The organism is Arenibacter sp. P308M17, from assembly GCF_003426735.1.
Taxonomy (GTDB): Bacteria; Bacteroidota; Bacteroidia; order Flavobacteriales; family Flavobacteriaceae; genus Arenibacter.
In genome coordinates this window covers 832,945-853,688 of record NZ_QVON01000001.1, presented here as the reverse complement: position 1 = coordinate 853,688, position 20,744 = coordinate 832,945, and the positions used below count along the sequence as shown (strand labels likewise).

Genomic DNA, 20,744 nt, shown 5'->3' with positions numbered 1-20,744 from the left:
ATTGTGAAGGCATTTTTTATGCGTAAAAATCAAATAATAAATCAGCTCTTCAACCATGCTTCCCTCAACTTAAGCTGTTTGTCCGAGGCCCCTTCCATAGGAACCAATTTAACGACATCCATAGTAGGGACCCCAACTTTTCCGGTCAAAGTAATTTCCTTATCCCCTCTTTGCACCACCATAACAATTTCCTTATCGGGACCCCAGTTTATACTCTGTCCTATAAGCAATCGAATATTTACGAGATTGGTCAATTTACCATCAACACTTTTAATGATATCCCCTCCCTGGGCCCCCAAATTATTGAAAAAGCTGTTCAATGGTATTCCTTTCCTAACAAAAATGGCATTGTCATTTGCGGGATCCACATCAATATAAGGTATGTCCCCATTAAAAAAATAGTCCGTAGGCTGCTCCTGTTCCGTAGTTACCAGTCCTACCTTTTTCCAATAAACATCGTAATCCAAAGGCGTATCCCCAATTACATGGTCATAAAAGAATGTCCTTATCTCCGGATATGTCATAGCCACAATTTCATCAATCAATTTATCATCCTCAAAAGGCTTGGAATCTCCATATTTTTTGGAAAGCTCCTTCATCAACCATAAAACCCCTCTTTCCCCACTACTTAATTCCCTCAGATCAATGTCCAAAGCCATATTTATCAATGCCCCTTTTTCATAGACATTCACATAATTTGCCTTGTAAGGTTCCTCCAATATATTTTTGCTCATTACCGTAAAGGACATGCTATCATCAAAAGTTTTGGATCTTTCCAGCTTCTCCATTAGCCTTCCATAAAAATCCTCCTCGCTAATCAACCCTTGTTGTATTTGAAAAAGATTGGCAAAATATTCGGTGGTCCCTTCATACATCCATAAGTGCATGGACATTTTGGGGTGATTAAAATCAAAATATTGAATTTCATGGGAGTGGATCGTCAAAGGTGTAACAATATGAAAAAACTCATGTGCCACCGTGTCAAAAATTGCTTCCTCCAATCGCTCCTTTGATATTTGTTCCGGCATTACCACCACGGTAGAAGTATGGTGCTCCAATGCCCCATAACCTGTAGCATCATTATCATCCGCATTGGAAAGATAAAGGATTATGGTGTAGTTCTTGGTACTATTGATATCTCCCAAGAAAGCCTTCTGGCCCCGCATCATTTTCTCCATTCCCGCCTTTAGGCCAGTGGCAGTAAAATGACCATTGGGAGAATAAACACTTAGGGTTACCGCTATATCGTTTACCTGAAATGTTTCTGTACTGGGGCCGGAGTACATGATAGGATTATCTATTACATCAAAGTAACGATTGGCCACAAAGACATCCGTATCCGGCCTGCTTACATCCTGTATACCTTTAACCATGGAGGTTACGGGTTCCAATCCATCGGGGGCGGTAATTTCCAATGAATAGGAGTTTTCCTCAAGACCGTCAAAATAACCCACAAAACCATGGAGGTTCAACATAAAGTTCTTCCCCTTAAGAATATTGGTCCCGGACGGCGAAAAGACCGGCTCGTCCACCTCCACCTCGGTATCATAGGTATCGTTTACCCAATAATTAATTTTATCCAATTCCTTGGCATTCACAATCCTCCAGGTATTGTCATCCAACTTATCCACTTTTAATTCCCCTCCCTTGTAATCCAGCGCCTTAAATTGATCTATATACTTTCCATAGTTGTCATCACTGTAGGTGCCCGGCACTGTCTTGGGAATAAAAAAGGAAACCGTATCCGTTGCGAATGCGGCAGGATCTAAAATCACATTTACCTTATCGTCCACAACATTGATCAAATCGATTTTTGCAATTATGGAAGCATTTTCGGCCGACACCAAAGTTTTGGTGGTTCCACACCCTTGAAGTACCAAAAGTGTCGCTCCTAAAATCCATGATTTTTTAAACATCCTTATTGTATTTGTCATTTTCTTTAGATTTAATGTACCATTTTCCAAAATATCCAAATTCCTAAGTGCATCCATATGGCAGTACTAGGCATTTTATCATAATAAATAGTGGATCTATGATAACTGACGCAAGATTATAAAAATAAATCTACCCTCCTATAGGCATTAGGAAATAATTAAGGATAGATGAATCGTCCGTGCCAAGTGACTTCATAAATATTTTTGATTATTTTTGCATGAAATTAATCAACATCAGGATGCAATACAAAAGAATACTTTTAAAACTCAGTGGAGAAGCACTTATGGGCACTAAGCAATACGGCATTGATGCACAGCGTTTATCCGAATATGCCGAGGAGATCAAAGAAGTTGTTGACAAAGGTATAGAAGTTGCTATTGTAATTGGTGGCGGCAATATTTTTAGGGGATTGGCAGGAGCCAGTAACGGAATGGACAGGGTGCAGGCAGACCATATGGGGATGCTGGCCACCGTTATAAATGGATTGGCCCTGCAAAGCGCCTTAGAATTACAGGGAGTGCAGACAAGGCTACAATCCGCTATAAAAATAAACGAGGTGGCCGAACCTTTTATAAGAAGACGTGCCATGCGACATTTGGAAAAAGGCAGGGTAGTCATATTTGGTGGCGGTACGGGAAATCCATATTTCACCACAGATTCCGCTGCCGTATTAAGGGCCATAGAAATCGAGGCCGATGTAATATTAAAAGGAACCCGGGTAGACGGCATTTATACTTCCGACCCGGAAAAGGATAAAACAGCCACCAAATTTGATACGATAACCTTTAAAGATGTATTGATAAAGGGACTTAAAGTAATGGATACTACAGCTTTTACCCTAAGCCAAGAAAATGAATTGCCGATCGTTGTTTTTGATATGAACAAAAAAGGCAATCTTATGAAGTTGGTTTCCGGCGAAAATATTGGCACGGTCGTAAATCTATAGTTTTGGCACTATTTGTGTTAAACCAATTAAAAACAGCATATGAACGAAGAAATTAAATTTATACTGGATACCACCAAAGAAGGGATGGACAGTGCTATAGCGCACCTTGAAAAAATGTTCTTAAAAATTAGGGCCGGAAAGGCAAGTCCGGTAATGCTTTCCAGTGTAATGGTGGAATATTACGGCTCCCCGACCCCTTTGTCCCAAGTAGCAAATGTGAATACCCCGGACGCAAGAACCTTGTCCGTTCAGCCTTGGGAAAAAAATATGCTACATGAAATAGAAAAGGCCATAATGAACGCCAACCTCGGATTTAACCCAATGAACAACGGCGATTTCGTAATTATCAACGTGCCTCCCCTTACGGAAGAAAGAAGAAGGGACTTGGTAAAACAAGCAAAGGCGGAAGCGGAAGACGCTAAGATCGGCGTCCGAAATGCCCGCCAGGAAGCCAATAAAGAAATTAGGGGCCTGGAAGTGTCCGAGGATTTACAGAAGAACGCTGAGGCCGATGTACAGGCACTTACCGATAAGTACATAAAAAAGATAGATGCCTTCCTGGAAGCCAAGGAGGTGGAAATCATGAAGGTATGATGCTTGTGAAAATTCTTAAATAAAGGGAGCGACCCAAAGATCGCTCCCTTTATTTAAGAATTTTCAACACAATAAACCACCTCGCTACTTAACGGGCAAGGCATAAGAAGAAAGACCGCTGCGCTACAAAAATCAAGATACAAGACAAAACAATACAACCAAATGAAAGGAGTCGTGATACCTAATAGGCCAAACCCAAGGCAAGGCCCAGGTGAATCCGAATGATTAAAACCTCTAAATAATAAGCCCCATGGCCTCCTATTTTATAGTCCGTCAAATTGGTTGACACTCCCATTACTATTTAGTCCCGGCATCCTAGGAACAATAACAATCATTCTCTACCTTTGCGATCGAATAATTTTAGAATTCGAAAGACCTGTTTAAATCATAACGGTTAATTGGTTTTATACAGATCATACATCAAATAAGCATTCTGAAATAAGACGTTTCACTAGATGGTTGCAAAATTAACGCGAGGATTTTGGTCAAAAGTAGCACGGATAATACTTAGGAACAGAATTATAATCCTGGTCCTATTGGCCATTATGACCATTTTTATGTCCCAGCAATGGGACAAAATGAGATTTTCCAATTCACAGGCCAACCTCCTGCCCGATCACCACCCTGTAAACCTGGAATATCTTTCCTTTCTAAAACAATTTGGGGAAGAGGGCAATGTAGTGGTTTTGGCCGTAAAGGACAGTTCCCTATTTACTCCTGAAAAATTTAATCGCTGGAACAAGCTAAGTAAACAGCTGGGGGCCTTCCCTGAGGTAGACTTTGTACTTTCCACGGATAATTTACAAGAACTTGTAAAAGACACTGTAAAACAAGAATTTGTTTTGCAGCCCTTTATTAAACAAGCCCCAAAAACCAAAAAGGAAGTGGATAGCCTAACAAATCACCTTTTTAACGACCTTCCTTTTTACGACAACCTCATCTACAATAAAAAAACGCATACCATACGCAGCGTTATTTATTTGGACAAAGACATTGTCAATACCTCTGTTCGCAAAGACTTCATATTGGAGGACCTCTCCAACCTGGTCAACAATTTTGAAAAGGAAACCGGACTCGATGTGCATATTTCGGGCATGCCGTACATAAGGACCATGAACTCCCAAAACATCATAGATGAAATAGGGAAATTTATTCTTGCGGCACTAGGGGTCACTTCCTTGATCTTCTTTTTCTTTTTCAGAAGTTTTAGGGCTACCATTATTTCCATGTTCGTAGTAATCATAGGTGTTATGTGGGCTTTTGGCATCTTGGGCCTATTACAATATGAAATTACGGTACTTACAGCACTAATTCCCCCATTGATTATCGTAATTGGTATTCCCAACTGTATCTTCCTGATCAACAAATACCAACAAGAAGTAAAAAAGCACGGAAACCAAGCCTTGTCATTACAACGTGTCATCTCCAAAATTGGTAATGCCACCTTAATGACCAATGTTACTACCGCATCGGGCTTTGCAACATTTATTATTACCGATAGCAAATTACTCAAAGAATTCGGAATTGTTGCCTCCATCAATATCATTGGAATATTTGTGCTTTCCCTTTTGATAATTCCGATTATCTATAGCTTCATGTCCCTACCGAAACACAAGCATTTGAAACACTTAAATACCCGGTGGATAGAAACTTTTGTCAGCTGGATGGAGAGCATCGTAAGGGATAGAAGGATTACGGTTTATATAGTATCCATTGCCTTATTGGTAGCCAGTATAATTGGTATGTACCAGATAGACATTTCCGGAAGCCCTATAGAGGACATGCCAAAAAAGGCCGAATTTTTTAAGGACATACGGTTTTTTGAACAGGAGTTTGACGGAATAATGCCCGTAGAAATTGTGGTGGATACCGAAAGGCCCAAAGGGGTGCTAAAGCCGACCACCCTGAGAAAGATGGATGAATTGGGCACTGTGATAACTGAAATTCCGGAACTTTCCAGACCGGTTTCAGTAGTGGACCTGGTTAAATATTCCAAACAGGCCTTTTACAACGGCATACCCAAATATTATCAACTGCCCACCTCCCAGGAAAATACTTTTATTATGGATGTTGCCCGCAAATCCGCGGACAACGGCAACCTACTAAGCAGCTTTGTGGATAGCACCGGACAGGTTGCCCGGATTACCACATACATGAAGGATGTTAAAACCTCCAGAATGGAAACCATAGAGGCCAAACTAAAAGAAAATATTGACAAGATATTTCCTGCGGACAGGTACAAGGTTACCCTGACAGGAAGTGCCCTCCTATTTTTAAAGGGGACCAAATATTTGGTAAAAAATTTGATCATGTCCCTAGCATTGGCCATTGGCCTCATTGCACTTTTTATGGCCTATCTGTTCCGATCCTTCAGAATGATCGTAATTTCATTGATTCCCAACTTATTGCCGCTGGTGATCACGGCCGGAGTCATGGGGTTCGTTGGGGTACCCATTAAACCTTCCACTATTTTGGTATTCAGTATTGCTTTTGGTATTTCGGTGGACGACACTATACACTTTTTGGCCAAATACAGGCAGGAACTTTCAAGCAACCATTGGAGAATTAAAAAATCGGTCTACGCGGCATTAAGGGAGACCGGGGTAAGCATGTTTTACACCTCCATAGTACTCTTCTTTGGTTTTTCGGTCTTCATAATATCAAGTTTCGGTGGAACGGTAGCCTTAGGGGCCTTGGTTTCCGCCACCTTATTGTTCGCAATGCTGGCCAACCTTATTTTATTGCCCTCTTTACTGCTGTCTTTGGAAAGAAGCATCGCCAACAAACAGGTACTGAAGGAACCTCAAATAGACATTCTTCCCAAGGAAGAGCTCAATACCCCTGACAAAGAGGAATAATCCGTTTATAAAAATAATTTTTACCTGGTATTTACAAACATTCGTCCAATATATATTTTTGCAAAAAGGCTATCTTTGCCAATTAATTTACAAGGAATCCAAATGAATACATTTAGCATAAAAGAGCTACTATCCCCAGATCATTTACACCAAGAAGTTGTTGTTAACGGCTGGGTAAAAACCTACAGAAGTAATAGATTTATTGCTTTAAACGATGGATCTACTTTAAACAATATACAATGCGTAGTGGACTTTGAAGAATTTGATGAAAGTTTACTTAAGCAAATCAATACCGGAGCTGCACTGAAAATAAGTGGCACCTTGGTGGAAAGCCAAGGAAAAGGCCAGTCCGTGGAGATACAGGTCAAGGAAATCGAAGTTCATGGAGGAGCAGACCCCGAGCTGTATCCCATACAGCCTAAAAAGCACTCTTTGGAGTTTTTACGGGAAAAGGCACATCTGCGTGTAAGAACAAATACTTTTGCCTCCATTATGAGAGTGCGCTCGGCCCTTTCGTTTGCCGTACATCAATATTTTCAAAAAAATGGGTTCTTCTACGTTCATACCCCTATAATTACCGGTTCGGATGCCGAAGGAGCTGGTGAAATGTTCAGAGTATCTACCCTGGACAATAAAAAGCCGCCTTTAACCAAAGATGGCAAAATAGACTATAAGGAAGATTTTTTTGGAAAAGAGACCAATTTAACGGTATCCGGACAGCTGGAAGCGGAAACTTATGCCATGGGCCTAGGAAAGGTCTACACCTTTGGTCCCACATTTAGGGCCGAAAACTCCAACACTTCAAGGCATTTGGCCGAATTTTGGATGATAGAGCCCGAAGTAGCCTTTAATGATCTGGACGCCAACATGGATTTGGCCGAAGACTTTATTAAAAACGTCATTAATTATGCGCTGGAAAATTGTTTGGAAGACCTGCTGTTCCTGGAACAGCGATTATTGGACGAAGAAAAGGGCAAACCACAGGCAGAGCGCAGTGGGATGCCTTTGATTGAAAAGCTGAAGTTTGTTTCGGACAACACCTTTAAACGCGTAACTTACACCGAAGCCATAGACATTCTTAGAAATAGCAAACCCAACAAAAAGAAGCAGTTTAAGTACCTTATCGATGAATGGGGAGCAGACCTACAAAGTGAACATGAACGCTTCTTGGTGGAAAAGCATTTTAAGTGCCCGGTAATATTATTCGATTATCCGGCAAAAATAAAGGCATTCTATATGCGTTTAAACGAGGATGGCAAAACGGTCAGGGCAATGGATATCCTGTTCCCCGGTATTGGTGAAATAGTAGGCGGATCTCAGCGTGAGGAACGCTTGGACATCCTATTGGAGAAGATCAAGGCACTGGGCATAGACGAGAAGGAACTATGGTGGTATTTAGACCTTAGGAAATTTGGAACTGCGGTACATAGCGGGTTTGGACTCGGTTTTGAGAGATTGGTATTATTTGCAACAGGTATGGGAAATATTAGGGACGTAATACCCTTTCCCAGAACGCCTCAGAATGCTGAATTCTAGTCATTATTCTTTAACTTTATAAGATAGATCAACGTCATAAATGCTGAAACAACACCTACAGTTTAAATTATCGCAGAAATTATCTCCACAACAAATACAGTTGATGAAGTTGATACAATTGCCTACGCAAGCATTTGAACAGCGACTAAAACAAGAACTGGAGGAAAATCCTGCCCTGGAAACTGGAAAGGACGAAATTGATAGCGAGCAGGATGAATTTGATGATTTATATGACAACGAAACCGATAGCGAAAGCATTAATGCGGAAGATATAAATATAGATGAATACTTAAGTGATGACGAAATTCCCGAATATCGCACCCAGGCCAATAATTACAGCGCCGATGATGAAGAAAAAAGTGTTCCCTATGCGGCCGGGATTTCCTTTAACCAATACCTTATTAATCAGTTAAACACTATTTACCTGACCGATGAGGAATGGTCCATTGCCGAATTTTTGATCGGCAGCGTGGATGAAAGCGGGTATATAAGAAGACCCCTTTCGGATATAATGGACGACCTTGCCTTTACCCAAAATATCTATACCGAGGTAAAGACCATTGAAAAGGTTTTGCACATTGTTCAGAGCCTTGATCCCGAAGGTGTGGCCGCCAGAACCTTGGAAGAGTGCCTTCTTCTTCAATTGAAGCGGAAGGAAATGACCCCAAGCGTAGAATTGGCCATTCAATTGTTGGAGAAATCCTTTGAGCAGTTTACCAAAAAACACTATCAAAAGCTTATTCAAAAACACAATATTACGGAGGAGCAGCTAAAGGATGCCATTTCCGAAATAGAACGTTTAAACCCTAAACCCGGAGGTTCCTACTCCGGAAACAACAGAATTGTGGAACACGTGGTCCCCGATTTTTCCATTCGCATTGTTGACGGGGAATTGGAGCTTACCCTAAACGGAAGAAATGCGCCCGAGCTACATGTTTCCCGCGAGTACAACAATATGTTGGAAGGCTATAAAAACTCCAAGGAAAAGTCGAAGTCCCAAAAGGATACAGTGATGTTCATTAAGCAAAAGCTGGATGCGGCCAAATGGTTTATAGATGCCATTAGACAGCGTCAGCAGACCCTTTATATTACCATGAACGAAATCATGGAATACCAAAAGGAATACTTCCTAACGGGGGACGAACGCAAATTGCGCCCCATGATCCTCAAAGACATAGCCGATGGTATTGGCATGGACGTATCCACGGTCTCAAGGGTAGCCAACAGCAAATATGTAGATACCCCGTATGGTACGAAATTAATAAAGGACTACTTTTCCGAATCCATGAAAAACGATCAGGGAGAGGATGTCTCAACCAAAGAAATAAAAAAGATCCTGGAGACCGTTATTGGAGAGGAGGCCAAGAAGAAACCACTTACCGATGATAAATTGGCCGCTATACTTAAAGAAAAGGGTTACCCAATTGCCCGGCGTACCGTAGCAAAATATAGGGAGCAGTTGGATATCCCGGTAGCCAGGTTGAGAAAACAGATTTAATGCGACAATTCCTAAAGCTTACGTCTTACCTTCTACACCCGCTTTTTATCCCCTTTGCCGGCACCCTGGCCTATTTCCTTATAACCCCCAAATACAGTCCGTTGGAAGTACAGAGCGGAAATATTTTGCCCATTTTTATACTTACCATAATCATACCCATTATATTTTACTTGATCTTGCGCAACCTGGGCATTGTAACTTCCATATTCATGCCCAACCTTCAAGAAAGGAAATACCATATATATATTAGTCTTGGGCTGCTTATAATGGTCTTGTTAAAGGTAATCCCCAACAATTTTACCATAGAGCTGCACTACTACTTTTTAGGCCTAATAGCAGGCTTATTTAGCGCTCTTGTACTGCTGTTTCTAAACTTCAAGTGCAGTATGCATCTTTTAGGCATGGGCAGCCTATTGATGTACTTGATAAACCTGAGTATCCACTTTGAAATCAATGTTACCATTGGCATAAGCATAGTAACATTATTAAGTGGCCTAGCGGCTACTTCACGACTTTATTTAAACGCCAATACCAAAGCAGAAGTACTGATTGGCTTTGCCATTGGACTATTTACCCAATTATTTACAATTAAATTTTGGTTATAAAATATAGAAAATAAGCCCCATCTTTAAAGGAGTAATTTCAATAAGTTCTCCTGATAGTTCCATTACCCCATCATTAAACATTGAACTGAGGGAATAATAAATATGGATATTGAAGGTATTGTACCCTACATTCAAGGTAAGGCCATATTGAAAGTCCCTTATGTCCTTATTTACAAAGACTGTTCTCTCTGTACTTGATACGAATTTGGACCGACCGTCAAAAACATAACCGATCTTAACACCGGTATATATCCTCCAAAATTTATACTCTTCCGGGGTTGAATTGCGCCATCTAAACTGAAAGGGAACTTCAAGGACATGGGTAGCAATTTTATTTCTCCTGAAATCGGCATCATTATCCAACACCGTATATTCCACATCGGATCCCTGCTGGGTAGCCAATAAATTGGTATAGTAGGAATTAATGCCATAGCCTAGGCCAATACCGATGCCCATGTTCCTGTTGTAACTTAACGGAATATCCTTTATAAAACCACCCTGTAACCCGTAAGACAGATTTCTTTGGGAGACATCGGCCGGAAGTTTAGTGGTAAAATTATAAGTTAGTCCCAAATAAAATTGATCTTCCAAATATTTCCCGTCCACCTCCTTCTTGGATTCCAAAACTTGCCCAGTTGCAAAAGCGGCGGAAAATAAAAATAAGGTAAATATATAGGAACATCTCATGGCCTATAAAGGTAATTATAATTAAACATAAAAAACGCTTCAAATATATGCATTTGAAGCGTTTTAAATTCTCTTATCCCTTTTTACTAACTATTGCAAATTCCTGAATGCATCACCTTCATAGGTGGTATAATTTACTTTCAAGGCGTTTACTTTTCTAAGTTCTTGTTTAATATCGGAAATAATACCCATATTGGCTTCCTTGTCCACCTTAAGTGCGGTTGTCAATACATTTTGTAATTCCTGTGGCTTTTTGGCCCTTTCCATTAAAATATAGTCCCCTACTTCAGAGGCATCGGCAAATTTATCGTTCAATTGAATTTTGGATTCGGTACCATAGGTCTTCTCATACTCCCGTGTAGGTTTCCCAACATAAATATAGATTACCCTATCCTTCTTTTCCAATTTTTTGATTTCCGTAGCATTGGGCAACAAGTTTTCCACCTTTAAGGTACTATCTTTCATCACTGTAACCGTCATAAAGAAGAACAAAAGCATAAAAACGATATCTGGCAAGGATGCAGTATTCACCGCAGGTAGGGCCGCATCTTTTTTCTTATTAAATTTTGACATAGTATCTTGTTTTTAACTTCTCAATTTAGTTTGATGATGTTTCGGCCTCCGAAAGCTTCTGAGGAAATAGATCCTGTATTCTCTTCACCTTCTCCTTCAACTCTTCACGAACATCGTCAGGAGTTTCGGGATTGAGAAACTCCGCTTCCATATCCGTAAAATTTCTTTTATACAAACGTTGGGCTTCCCTGTTCCTAAGTTCATTGTATGCCCCCACCAATTCGTTCTGAACGGTTATATAGGTTCCGTATTTTGTCTCCCTATCGTTCTTGAGCGATATAATTGCCTTGGAAGGACTATCGGACGAAGATGCATCCCTAGCACCCTTGCAATAATTGCAATAGTCCGCAGTTCCCGAAGGTGCACCACCATTGTCCAAAAAGGCTATGGCTTTGGCCCTTAGGTCCTTGATATTCGTCAATTCATCATCTGCCAATAGTTGTCCATCGCGGTTTATATTGACCTGAAAAATATTTTTCTGTTTTATGACTACATCCTCCTCCGGTGGCTCAATTGGTGGCAACATACGATCTAAGCCCGCATCTGTTTCAATAGTGGTTGTCACTAGGAAAAAGATAAGCAATAAGAAGGCTATGTCTGCCATAGAACCTGCATTGACCTCTGGTGGTGCTCCTCTTTTTGGCATAATATTTTTTATTTATTATTTACTAATCATTTTCTTAACCCCGGACCACAACATGGCACCTACAGCTATAATGGTAAGGATAAAAAAGACATTCAATCCCATACCAATGTTTTTTACCGTACCCTCCGTTGTTGGCACTCCCTTTTTGGCCATTTCATCCAAATTTACGTCGGTTCCAGTAGATAGGGCATAGGAGATAACGACGACCACCAAAAGACCTCCAACACCAATCAAGGTTTTCTTTAAGGCCCCTTTGGACGTCAACAAATTCTTCAATCCAAACAGCACCGAGGCCGCAATGGCGATCCCCAACAACACATAGGTGATAATGAACATAAAGTTCATGGACCCATTATTGATGGCTTCCGTTACGGGAACGTCCGCACTGGGAAGCTGAAACCACAGAATGGCCCCTATCACTCCGAGTACAACTAATATTATTTTAACTATTTTATGCATGATACTTTAAGTATTTAGTGTCCGACTTATTTTTTGTGATCCGCCAACATATCAATCAAAGTGATTGATGAATCTTCCATATCGTTTACAATACTGTCTATCTTTGCAATGATGTAATTATAGAAGATCTGAAGGATAATCGCAGTAATAAGACCGAATACCGTAGTCAATAACGCCACCTGAATATCACCTGCAATAAGGGAGGCACTCAAGTTACCCACCGCAGCAATTTTCTGGAAGGCCTGGATCATACCGATTACCGTACCCATGAACCCAAGCATTGGAGCCACGGCGATAAACAAGGACAACCAGGAAACGTTTTTCTCCAATTGGCCCATTTGCACACCTCCATAGGCAACAACAGCCTTCTCAGCAGATTCAATACTGTCCCCTGCCCTTTCCAATCCTTGATAGTAGATAGAAGCAACAGGACCTTTTGTATTTCGACAAACTTCCTTGGCAGCCTCTATACCACCGGAAGCCAAAGCATCTTCTACTTGTTGCTTTAATTTTGTTGTGTTTGTAGTGGCAAGGTTCAAATAAATGATCCTTTCGATCGCTACGGCCAAACCAAGGATCAAACACAAAAGAACGATACCCATAAATCCGGCACCACCCTGTATAAATTGCTCCTTAAGCACCTGGGTAAAACCTTTTTCCGCCTCTGGAGCCGCATCTTGCAAAATGGCCGCTGCCGCAACAACTTTCGCACTTACTGTATTTGTACCTGCCACAAATAACCCAGCTGTTGCCAGGATAGAGAATAATCTTTTCATTTCTTTCAAACTTAAATTTAGTTAGTTAATAGGGTTAAAGATAAAAAAAAATCGCAATATAAAAATTAAAACTTAACAGCAGAGAGGAAGGGATTCGAACCCTCGATACCCTTGTGGGGTATACACACTTTCCAGGCGTGCGCCTTCGACCACTCGGCCACCTCTCTAGTCTTAGTTATTGGGCAGCCAAATAACAAAAAAAATATTAGTTAAAGAAATTTAGAATGTTATTTTTATTGCATTTCCCCCCTGAGGGATGTTTCACATATGGTTTTGAACAACTTAGGGGAAATATTATTTCCAAGTAAATACATCAACTTGGTTATAGCGGCTTCGGTCGTAATATCCTTACCATTAATAACTTGTAGTTTCTCCAGATGCTTACTCGTTTCATAGTGCCCCATAAGAACACTCCCCCCGGAACACTGTGTTACATTTAAAATAAAAATTTTCCTCTCCATGGCTTTTTTCAGCTCCAAAGCAAACCATTCATCGGTAGGAGCATTACCGGAGCCATACGTCTCCAGGACCACTGCCTTTAAGTTAGGTGAATTTAGAATGCTATGCAAGGTTATTTGGTTAAAACCCGGGAATAGTTTTAAAATGACCACATTTTGATCCATTAGCTTATGAACTTTAAGCTTTTTGGATGAATTTGGTCTAAACAAATATTCCCGGTTTATCTTTAAGTGCACCCCGGACTCTATTAAAGCCGGATAATTTAAGGAGGCAAAAGCTTCAAAATGCTCCGCATTGATCTTTGTTGTCCTGTTCGCCCTATACAATTTATACTCAAAATAAAGTCCCACCTCTTGGATTACGGGCATATTGTCTTCCTGTAATGCAGCTATCTGGATGGAGGTAATCAAATTCTCCTTGGCATCCGTCCTTAAATCCCCAATAGGCAACTGGGAACCCGTAAATATGACCGGTTTTCGCAAATTTTCCAGCATATAGCCCAAGGCGGATGAAGTATAGCTCATAGTATCGCTTCCATGAAGTACAACGAATCCGTCATGGGAATCATAATGATCTTCTATAATAGATGCTATTATTACCCAATGTTCCACATTCATATTGGATGAATCTATGGGAACATCAAAGGAAATACTGTCTATAGTACAATCCAACTGGCCCAGTTCAGGGATATTTTTAATCAGTTTATTAAAATTAAAAGCCTTCAGCGCCCCGGTATCATAATCCTTGACCATACCTATGGTCCCACCCGTATAAATGAGAAGGATCTTGGTCTTTTTTATTGTAGCATCGCTTTTTTTCACACTTTATTATTGTTAGGGTTACAAAATTGGGAAACCCAAACCCGATCAATCCAGGAACCTCCCACTTAATACAAGATATTTCGTGATTTAGTGCTTGACAAAAAATAGTTTTTCGTCATCGCGAGGTACGAAGCGATCTGTCGCCCATTGGGCAGATTGCTTCACTTTGTCCGCAATGACGCATTTTTATGCTCTAATCGGTTTTTGTCATGTACTGTTGTCGTGACCTACTTAAATTCCAAAAATCTCTCGGGAGTTGGCCGTAGTAATGGCGGCAACCTCTTCCTTGTCCATAGCATATAGTTGGGCCATTTTTTCCAAAATATTCACCAAATAAGCACTTTCGTTCCGTTTTCCACGATAGGGAACCGGTGCCAAATAAGGGGAATCTGTTTCCAAGACCACATGTTTCAAATCTATCTTCCCAAGAAAGGCATCTATTTTACCGTTTTTAAAAGTAACCACTCCGCCAATACCCAATTTCATATTATAGGAAATTGCCTTTTGGGCCTGTTCAAAAGTACCGGTAAAACAATGAAAAATTCCATAGAGGGTATCGCTCTTCTCCTCTTCAAGAATCTGGAATATTTCATCAAAACCCTCCCTACAATGGATAACTATGGGATAAACATACTTTTTGGCCCACTGTATTTGCTGTTTAAAGGCAATCCGTTGCTCCTTTAAAAAAGTTTTATCCCAATACAGGTCGATGCCGGTCTCGCCCACCGCGTAAAATTTCCTCAACGCCAACATTTCCTCAACATGGTCCAGCTCTTTTCTATAATCTTCCTTTACGTGCGTTGGATGTAGACCCGTCATAAGAAAGATGTTTTCCGGATAGGATTTTTCCAGATTCAACATGGCTGCCGTATAGGATGAATCTATGGCGGGAATAAAAAAGCGCTTTATCCCCAATGCCATGGCCTTCCCTATGGCCAAATCGCGATCCTCGTCAAAAGCTTCACTATATAAATGGGTATGCGTATCCGTTAATATCATAGAACAAAAATAGGATTATCTTTGACAAAAAAAGAACATATGCCCAGCCTTAAAGTTATTCTACATAAAAAAAAATTTATAGCCATTCCCTTGGTACTTACAGCTACAAATCATTTTGAAGTTACGGCCACCATCAATGGAGTGAAGGGCAGGTTCATCCTGGATACCGGAGCATCCAACACCTGTATTGGTCTGGACAAGATAGAATTCTTCAAACTAAACTCCAAAGATTCCAAAATAAAGGCGGCAGGGGCAGGAGCAACGGAAATGCTCACCAAATTATCTACCAAGAACGTTATAGAAATAGGAAAATGGTATAAACAAAAACAGAAAATTGTCCTTTTCGACCTCGTTCACGTCAACCAGGCCCTGACCTCCCACCAGGCCATGCCCGTTGATGGCATTATTGGAGCGGATATCCTAAAAAAAGGAAGAGCCGTTATTGATTATCATAAAAAACGCCTTTACCTAAAACAATAGCGTCCCATATCCCAAAAAAAAGACCTACCAAGTTTTCAAAACCTGGCAGGTCCATTGTATTTCCAACAGGGCGCACCCCAACGGAAAATGTATTCGTCTAAAGTTCCAATGCCTTTTTAAGGTTATTGTCCATCAACAGCTCTTCCGGACTCTCCAAGGCTTCCTTGACCGCCACCAGAAAACCTACAGATTCCTTACCGTCAATAATTCGGTGATCGTAGGACAGGGCCACGTACATTATGGGTGCAATGGCTATGGCCCCATCACGGGCAATAGGCCTTTCCACTATATTGTGCATCCCTAGGATAGCACTTTGGGGCGGATTGATAATGGGAGTGGACAACATGGAGCCAAACACCCCGCCATTGGTTATGGTAAAGGTGCCCCCTGTCATCTCATCTACCGTAATCTCCCCTTCACGGGCCCTTATGGCCAATCTTTTCACTTCGGATTCCACACCCCGGAAGGTTAAGTTCTCCGCATTTCTTATAACGGGTACCATAAGGCCTTTTGGCCCTGAAACCGCTATACTGATATCACAGAAATCATAGGAGATCATTTCCTTGCCATCTATCATAGAGTTCACGGAAGGGTACATTTGTAAGGCCCTGATTACGGCCTTGGTAAAAAAGGACATAAACCCTAAACCAACATTGTGTTTGTTCTTAAAGTCCTCCTTGTATTGGTCTCGCAATGCAAAGATGGCGGACATATCCACTTCGTTAAAGGTGGTCAACATTGCCGTCTCGTTCTTAGCGGCTACCAAACGTTCGGCAACCTTACGGCGCAACATGGACAATTTGGTCCTGCTATCGCCTCTGGACCCTCCGGTTGGAGTACCCATGGACGGAATGGCATTGACCGCATCCTCCTTTGTAATACGACCATCTTTCCCAGTGCCCTTTATGGTTGAGGCATCCAATTCCTTCTCGGCAAGTATTTTCTTGGCAGCTGGCGAAGCGGTCCCTGATGCGTAGGAGGCCTTCACTGGCTTTACCTCTGCCACTTCCTTGACTTCAGATTTTTTTTCCACTGGTTTTTCTCCACTCTTGGCAGCCCCCTCCGGTTTGGAAGCAGCAGTATCTATTAAACACACTACCGCACCTACGGCAACAGCATCTCCCACCTCTGCCTTAAGGGTAATGATCCCACTTTCCTCTGCCGGCAATTCCAATGTGGCCTTATCCGAATCTACTTCTGCTATTGCTTGGTCCTTCTCCACGTAATCACCATCGCTCACCAGCCATTCCGCTATCTCCACTTCTGTAATGGATTCCCCTGGAGAAGGGACTTTCATTTCTAAAATCATGTTTTATAATTTTAATTTGTGTTTTGCCTAAACTCGTTCTTAAATTTAATCCTTATAACTGTATCTTTTTTTGGACATTTATGTATCCGTAAGTCCAAATGTCCAAGATAAATAATATTATTTATCCAAGGTATCCGGGTTTCTACCCATATTATTCTTGCTTACATCAAAAACATAATCGATTACCTGTTGGTGACGACGCTTGGAGCGTACTGCACTACCGGCCGCTGGGGAAGCGTAAAATCTTCTGGAGGCCACCCTTAATTTATGCGCCTCGCTGAAGTGCATGGTCAAATGTCCCCAAGCACCCATATTCCTTGGCTCCTCCTGTGCCCATACCTTATCTTCGGCATTTTTATATTTATCCATGATAGCCTTCATTTGCTGGGTAGGCACCGGAAATAACTGTTCTACCCTTACCAGGGCAACATCATCCCTATTATTTTCTTCCCTATAGGCCAAAAGGTCGTAATAGAATTTCCCGGTACAGAATACCATACTCTTAATTTTGGATACCTCAGCGGCTGCATCATCAATTACGGTTTGGAATTCTCCGTTGGCAAACTCCTCCACCGTTGATACCGCCCGGGGATGCCGCAACAAACTTTTTGGCGTAAACACAATTAAGGGCTTCCTGAAATTTACCTTCATCTGCCTTCTCAACAAATGGAACATATTTGCCGGGGTAGTGACATCTGCGATATACATATTATCCCTGGCACACAATTGCAGATAGCGCTCCATACGGGCGGAGGAATGTTCCGCACCCTGACCCTCGTAACCGTGCGGCAAGAGCATCACCAATCCGTTCTGCAATTTCCATTTATCCTCTGCCGCAGATATGTACTGATCTATCATGATCTGGGCACCATTGCTAAAATCCCCAAATTGAGCTTCCCATATGGTCAATGTATTGGGGCTGGCCATAGCGTATCCATAGTCAAAACCAACTACACCATATTCCGATAAAAGTGAATTATAGATTTGAAAGGTTCCCTGCTTTTCCGAAATGTGGTTTAAAAGCATTACTTCCTCCTCACTTTCCTCCACTTTCATTACCGCATGGCGATGTGAAAAAGTACCCCTTTCAACATCCTGGCCGGACATACGCACTCCGTAACCTTCTTCCAAAAGGGTGCCGTATGCCAAAAGTTCCCCCATGGCCCAGTCCAAGGAATTATTTTCAAAGAACATGGCCTTACGGTCGTTCACCAATTTCTCCACCTTACGCAAGAACTTCTTATTTTTGGGCAACTCGGTCAACACCTTTGCTATGGCAGCAAGTTTCTTTTTGTCGTATTTGGTATCTACCGCTTCCATCATCTCCCACTCCCTTACATGGGTATACCCACTCCATTCGTCGGCCATAAAAGGGGTTATCACGGTCTTATCCTCTTTTCTGGAATCTTCCAATTCTTCTTCCAGGGAAGCTTTGTACTGCTCTTCCAGCTCCTGCACAAAACTATCCCCAATAATCCCTTCCTTTAATAAGGCTTCAGCATAAATATCCCTGGAGTTTTTATGCTTGGCAATTGCCTTATAGAGTTTTGGTTGGGTAAAACGCGGTTCATCGCCTTCATTATGCCCATATTTTCTATATCCCAAAAGATCTAAAAATACATCCCTTTGGAAACGCATACGAAATTCCAGTGCAAAAAGTGACGCATGGACCACTGCCTCCGGATCATCGGAATTAACATGCAGCACCGGACTCAGGGTTACCTTGGCCACGTCCGTACAATAAGTAGAACTACGGGCATCCAGATAATTCGTCGTAAACCCAATTTGATTGTTTACAACAATGTGTATGGTACCATTGGTCTTATAACCATCCAAATTGGCCATTTGCACCACTTCATAAACCAATCCCTGACCTGCAATTGCAGCATCGCCATGCACTACAATGGGCAGTACTTTGGAAAAATCTTCCTTATAACGGGCATCCTGTTTTGCCCTGGCAATACCTTCCACAACCGCACCAACAGTCTCCAAATGGGAAGGGTTTGGTGCAATATTCATGATTATTTTCTTGCCGTTATTGGCTTTCCGCTCCGAGGTCCACCCCAAATGGTATTTTACATCCCCATCAAATATTTCCTGCTCATAATCCTTGCCGTCAAACTCGCTAAAGATGTCTTTTGCCTTCTTTCCGAATATATTGGTAAGCACATTCAAACGGCCCCTATGGGCCATGCCCATAACAAATTGCTCAACACCCATTTCGGCAGCCTTTTCCACCACGGCATCCAAAGCAGGAATCAACGATTCATTTCCTTCCAGGGAAAACCTCTTTTGGCCTACATATTTGGTATGCAAAAAGCCTTCAAAGGAAACCGCCTCATTTAATTTTTTAAGAATATGCTTTTTCCTATCGGCATCGTATTTGGGATGATTGTCATTGACGTTCAACCAATTTTGGATCCATTCCACCCTTTCCGGGTTTCTGATATACATATACTCCACACCAATTGCATCACAATAGATGCTGGTCAAGTGCTCTATAATTTCACGTAAGGTACTGGGGCCAATGCCCAGAATTTCCCCTGCGGTAAATGTAGTATCCAAATCACTGGGGGACAGTCCAAAATTTCCAATTTCCAAGGTAGGAAAATACTGTCTTCTTTCCCTGACCGGGTTGGTTTTGGTAAACAGATGTCCCCTTGTCCTATACCCATCGATAAGCCGCACTACCTGAAATTCCTTCTGAAGTTTCTCCGGAACCTCTACCTTGTGACCCCCTGCCACGGACAAGGGTGCAGTAAGCAATTCATCCACCATCCCGTCCATGGCACTTTCCATACCAAAATCGAAGCCTTGAAAAAAGGCTCTCCAACTAGGCTCAACACTATCGGGATTTATTAAATACTTATCGTATAATTCTGCGAAATAAGAAGTATGCGCAGCGTTTAAAAAGGAATATTTATCCATGAAAAAGTCTCTCTGTCTTTTGAACAAAATTTATTCAAAAATACAACATTTAGCATATCTAAGCTTATCTTAGCCCCTAATAATAGAAAATTATTACAATTTTATGATAAATTGCAAATCCTTTAAAAAAAGCCTGATTTTATGTGTTTTTTTCACATCATTTTGGAGCTTCGGTTATTCGCAATTATCCCCAAGGAATTCCGATTTTTGGAACCAAGTATATTTTGGAGGCAGTTTAGGGCTTGGATTTGGCAATAATTCCTTTAACGCATCCTTCTCTCCCAGTGCTATTTACCAAGCCACCGAGCAATTGGGTGTGGGGGCGGGAATTAATTTCAACTATGCCAAATTTCGGGATGCCAAATTTATAGCCTACGGCGGCAGTGTGCTTTCCCTGTTCAATCCAATTCCAGCACTACAGCTTTCGGCCGAGATGGAACAGCTCAGGGTAAATCGGGAACTAGAACTTGACGGAGGCACCCTGGAAGAAAATTATTGGTCGCCAGCTTTGTTTCTTGGCATTGGCTATAACAATAGGAACGTAACCCTGGGCATACGCTACAATGTTTTGCACGACCAACAAAAAAGCATCTACGCCAATGCTCTAATGCCTTTTGTACGGGTCTATTTTTAAA

The 20,744-nt window shown here is 41.5% G+C and carries 18 protein-coding genes and 1 tRNA gene; 8 read left to right on the top strand and 11 right to left on the bottom strand.

What is annotated here, in order from left to right; genetic code table 11:
• Positions 1-41: 41 nt before the first annotated feature.
• Positions 42-1,934 (bottom strand): peptidase M61, encoded by a 1,893-nt coding sequence (locus D0S24_RS03455; RefSeq protein WP_251795706.1) that lies wholly within the window; start codon positions 1,932-1,934, stop codon positions 42-44.
• A 239-nt stretch (positions 1,935-2,173) separates the two neighbouring features.
• On the opposite strand from D0S24_RS03455, the gene pyrH reads away from it, so the two are divergent.
• From pyrH to D0S24_RS03425, 6 genes are all read left to right on the top strand, one after another.
• Positions 2,174-2,881, top strand: coding sequence for a UMP kinase (gene pyrH / locus D0S24_RS03450; RefSeq protein WP_117018595.1), 708 nt, complete (start codon positions 2,174-2,176; stop codon positions 2,879-2,881).
• Positions 2,882-2,920: 39 nt separating this feature from the next.
• Complete coding sequence (gene frr / locus D0S24_RS03445) at positions 2,921-3,475, top strand: ribosome recycling factor (RefSeq protein ID WP_117018425.1); 555 nt, start codon at positions 2,921-2,923, stop codon at positions 3,473-3,475.
• A gap of 455 nt (positions 3,476-3,930) precedes the next feature.
• Positions 3,931-6,333: an RND family transporter gene (locus tag D0S24_RS03440; protein ID WP_117018424.1), complete on the top strand. Its 2,403-nt coding sequence runs from the start codon at positions 3,931-3,933 to the stop codon at positions 6,331-6,333.
• 102 nt (positions 6,334-6,435) lie between these two features.
• Positions 6,436-7,869 (top strand): asparagine--tRNA ligase, encoded by a 1,434-nt coding sequence (asnS, locus tag D0S24_RS03435; protein ID WP_117018423.1) that lies wholly within the window; start codon positions 6,436-6,438, stop codon positions 7,867-7,869.
• 40 nt (positions 7,870-7,909) lie between these two features.
• A complete protein-coding gene (gene rpoN, locus D0S24_RS03430) occupies positions 7,910-9,367 on the top strand; it encodes an RNA polymerase factor sigma-54 (RefSeq protein WP_117018422.1) in 1,458 nt (485 codons plus the stop codon).
• The gene (locus D0S24_RS03425) at positions 9,367-9,972 is read left to right on the top strand and encodes a hypothetical protein (protein WP_117018421.1); all 606 of its coding nucleotides are present in this window, start codon (positions 9,367-9,369) and stop codon (positions 9,970-9,972) included. Before rpoN ends, D0S24_RS03425 begins: the two co-directional genes overlap by 1 nt.
• Here D0S24_RS03425 and D0S24_RS03420 read toward each other — a convergent pair.
• The 8 genes from D0S24_RS03420 to D0S24_RS03385 all read right to left on the bottom strand — a co-directional run bounded on the left by D0S24_RS03420 (position 9,967) and on the right by D0S24_RS03385 (position 15,392).
• Positions 9,967-10,659, bottom strand: coding sequence for a porin family protein (locus D0S24_RS03420; RefSeq protein ID WP_117018420.1), 693 nt, complete (start codon positions 10,657-10,659; stop codon positions 9,967-9,969). The two genes, D0S24_RS03425 and D0S24_RS03420, sit on opposite strands and share 6 nt — an antisense overlap.
• Positions 10,660-10,749: 90 nt before the next feature.
• Positions 10,750-11,232, bottom strand: a complete 483-nt coding sequence (locus D0S24_RS03415) for a biopolymer transporter ExbD (protein ID WP_117018419.1) — start codon at positions 11,230-11,232, stop codon at positions 10,750-10,752.
• Between the two features lie 25 nt (positions 11,233-11,257).
• A complete protein-coding gene (locus D0S24_RS03410; RefSeq protein ID WP_117018418.1) occupies positions 11,258-11,878 on the bottom strand; it encodes a biopolymer transporter ExbD in 621 nt (206 codons plus the stop codon).
• 15 nt (positions 11,879-11,893) lie between these two features.
• Positions 11,894-12,337 carry a hypothetical protein gene (locus tag D0S24_RS03405; protein ID WP_117018417.1) on the bottom strand — a complete coding sequence of 148 codons (444 nt, stop codon included), beginning with the start codon at positions 12,335-12,337 and terminating at the stop codon, positions 11,894-11,896.
• A 26-nt stretch (positions 12,338-12,363) separates the two neighbouring features.
• Positions 12,364-13,113 carry a MotA/TolQ/ExbB proton channel family protein gene (locus D0S24_RS03400; RefSeq protein WP_117018416.1) on the bottom strand — a complete coding sequence of 250 codons (750 nt, stop codon included), beginning with the start codon at positions 13,111-13,113 and terminating at the stop codon, positions 12,364-12,366.
• Positions 13,114-13,192: 79 nt separating this feature from the next.
• A tRNA-Ser gene (locus tag D0S24_RS03395) sits at positions 13,193-13,280 on the bottom strand.
• A gap of 66 nt (positions 13,281-13,346) precedes the next feature.
• Positions 13,347-14,393: an asparaginase gene (locus tag D0S24_RS03390; RefSeq protein ID WP_258922816.1), complete on the bottom strand. Its 1,047-nt coding sequence runs from the start codon at positions 14,391-14,393 to the stop codon at positions 13,347-13,349.
• A 231-nt stretch (positions 14,394-14,624) separates the two neighbouring features.
• Positions 14,625-15,392 (bottom strand): TatD family hydrolase, encoded by a 768-nt coding sequence (locus D0S24_RS03385; protein ID WP_117018415.1) that lies wholly within the window; start codon positions 15,390-15,392, stop codon positions 14,625-14,627.
• 39 nt (positions 15,393-15,431) lie between these two features.
• Here D0S24_RS03385 and D0S24_RS03380 point away from each other — a divergent pair, with 39 nt between their 5' ends.
• Positions 15,432-15,872: a TIGR02281 family clan AA aspartic protease gene (locus D0S24_RS03380; RefSeq protein WP_117018414.1), complete on the top strand. Its 441-nt coding sequence runs from the start codon at positions 15,432-15,434 to the stop codon at positions 15,870-15,872.
• A 97-nt stretch (positions 15,873-15,969) separates the two neighbouring features.
• Here the strand turns inward: D0S24_RS03380 and odhB are convergent, their stop codons facing one another.
• Entirely contained in the window at positions 15,970-17,181 is a 1,212-nt protein-coding gene (odhB, locus tag D0S24_RS03375; protein WP_117018413.1) for a 2-oxoglutarate dehydrogenase complex dihydrolipoyllysine-residue succinyltransferase, read from the bottom strand.
• Positions 17,182-17,298: 117 nt separating this feature from the next.
• Positions 17,299-20,109: a 2-oxoglutarate dehydrogenase E1 component gene (locus tag D0S24_RS03370; protein ID WP_117018412.1), complete on the bottom strand. Its 2,811-nt coding sequence runs from the start codon at positions 20,107-20,109 to the stop codon at positions 17,299-17,301.
• A gap of 103 nt (positions 20,110-20,212) precedes the next feature.
• Here D0S24_RS03370 and D0S24_RS03365 point away from each other — a divergent pair, with 103 nt between their 5' ends.
• Entirely contained in the window at positions 20,213-20,743 is a 531-nt protein-coding gene (locus D0S24_RS03365; RefSeq protein WP_117018411.1) for an alpha-ketoglutarate decarboxylase, read from the top strand.
• Position 20,744 lies beyond the last annotated feature (1 nt).

Bases quoted from the DNA above. Each gene is read 5' to 3' on its own strand.
- D0S24_RS03455 (WP_251795706.1), bottom strand. From the start codon at position 1,934: ATGACAAATACAATAAGGATGTTTAAAAAATCATGGATTTTAGGAGCG.
- pyrH (WP_117018595.1), top strand. From the start codon at position 2,174: ATGCAATACAAAAGAATACTTTTAAAACTCAGTGGAGAAGCACTTATG.
- frr (WP_117018425.1), top strand. From the start codon at position 2,921: ATGAACGAAGAAATTAAATTTATACTGGATACCACCAAAGAAGGGATG.
- D0S24_RS03440 (WP_117018424.1), top strand. From the start codon at position 3,931: ATGGTTGCAAAATTAACGCGAGGATTTTGGTCAAAAGTAGCACGGATA.
- asnS (WP_117018423.1), top strand. From the start codon at position 6,436: ATGAATACATTTAGCATAAAAGAGCTACTATCCCCAGATCATTTACAC.
- rpoN (WP_117018422.1), top strand. From the start codon at position 7,910: ATGCTGAAACAACACCTACAGTTTAAATTATCGCAGAAATTATCTCCA.
- D0S24_RS03425 (WP_117018421.1), top strand. From the start codon at position 9,367: ATGCGACAATTCCTAAAGCTTACGTCTTACCTTCTACACCCGCTTTTT.
- D0S24_RS03420 (WP_117018420.1), bottom strand. From the start codon at position 10,659: ATGAGATGTTCCTATATATTTACCTTATTTTTATTTTCCGCCGCTTTT.
- D0S24_RS03415 (WP_117018419.1), bottom strand. From the start codon at position 11,232: ATGTCAAAATTTAATAAGAAAAAAGATGCGGCCCTACCTGCGGTGAAT.
- D0S24_RS03410 (WP_117018418.1), bottom strand. From the start codon at position 11,878: ATGCCAAAAAGAGGAGCACCACCAGAGGTCAATGCAGGTTCTATGGCA.
- D0S24_RS03405 (WP_117018417.1), bottom strand. From the start codon at position 12,337: ATGCATAAAATAGTTAAAATAATATTAGTTGTACTCGGAGTGATAGGG.
- D0S24_RS03400 (WP_117018416.1), bottom strand. From the start codon at position 13,113: ATGAAAAGATTATTCTCTATCCTGGCAACAGCTGGGTTATTTGTGGCA.
- D0S24_RS03385 (WP_117018415.1), bottom strand. From the start codon at position 15,392: ATGATATTAACGGATACGCATACCCATTTATATAGTGAAGCTTTTGAC.
- D0S24_RS03380 (WP_117018414.1), top strand. From the start codon at position 15,432: ATGCCCAGCCTTAAAGTTATTCTACATAAAAAAAAATTTATAGCCATT.
- odhB (WP_117018413.1), bottom strand. From the start codon at position 17,181: ATGATTTTAGAAATGAAAGTCCCTTCTCCAGGGGAATCCATTACAGAA.
- D0S24_RS03370 (WP_117018412.1), bottom strand. From the start codon at position 20,109: ATGGATAAATATTCCTTTTTAAACGCTGCGCATACTTCTTATTTCGCA.
- D0S24_RS03365 (WP_117018411.1), top strand. From the start codon at position 20,213: ATGATAAATTGCAAATCCTTTAAAAAAAGCCTGATTTTATGTGTTTTT.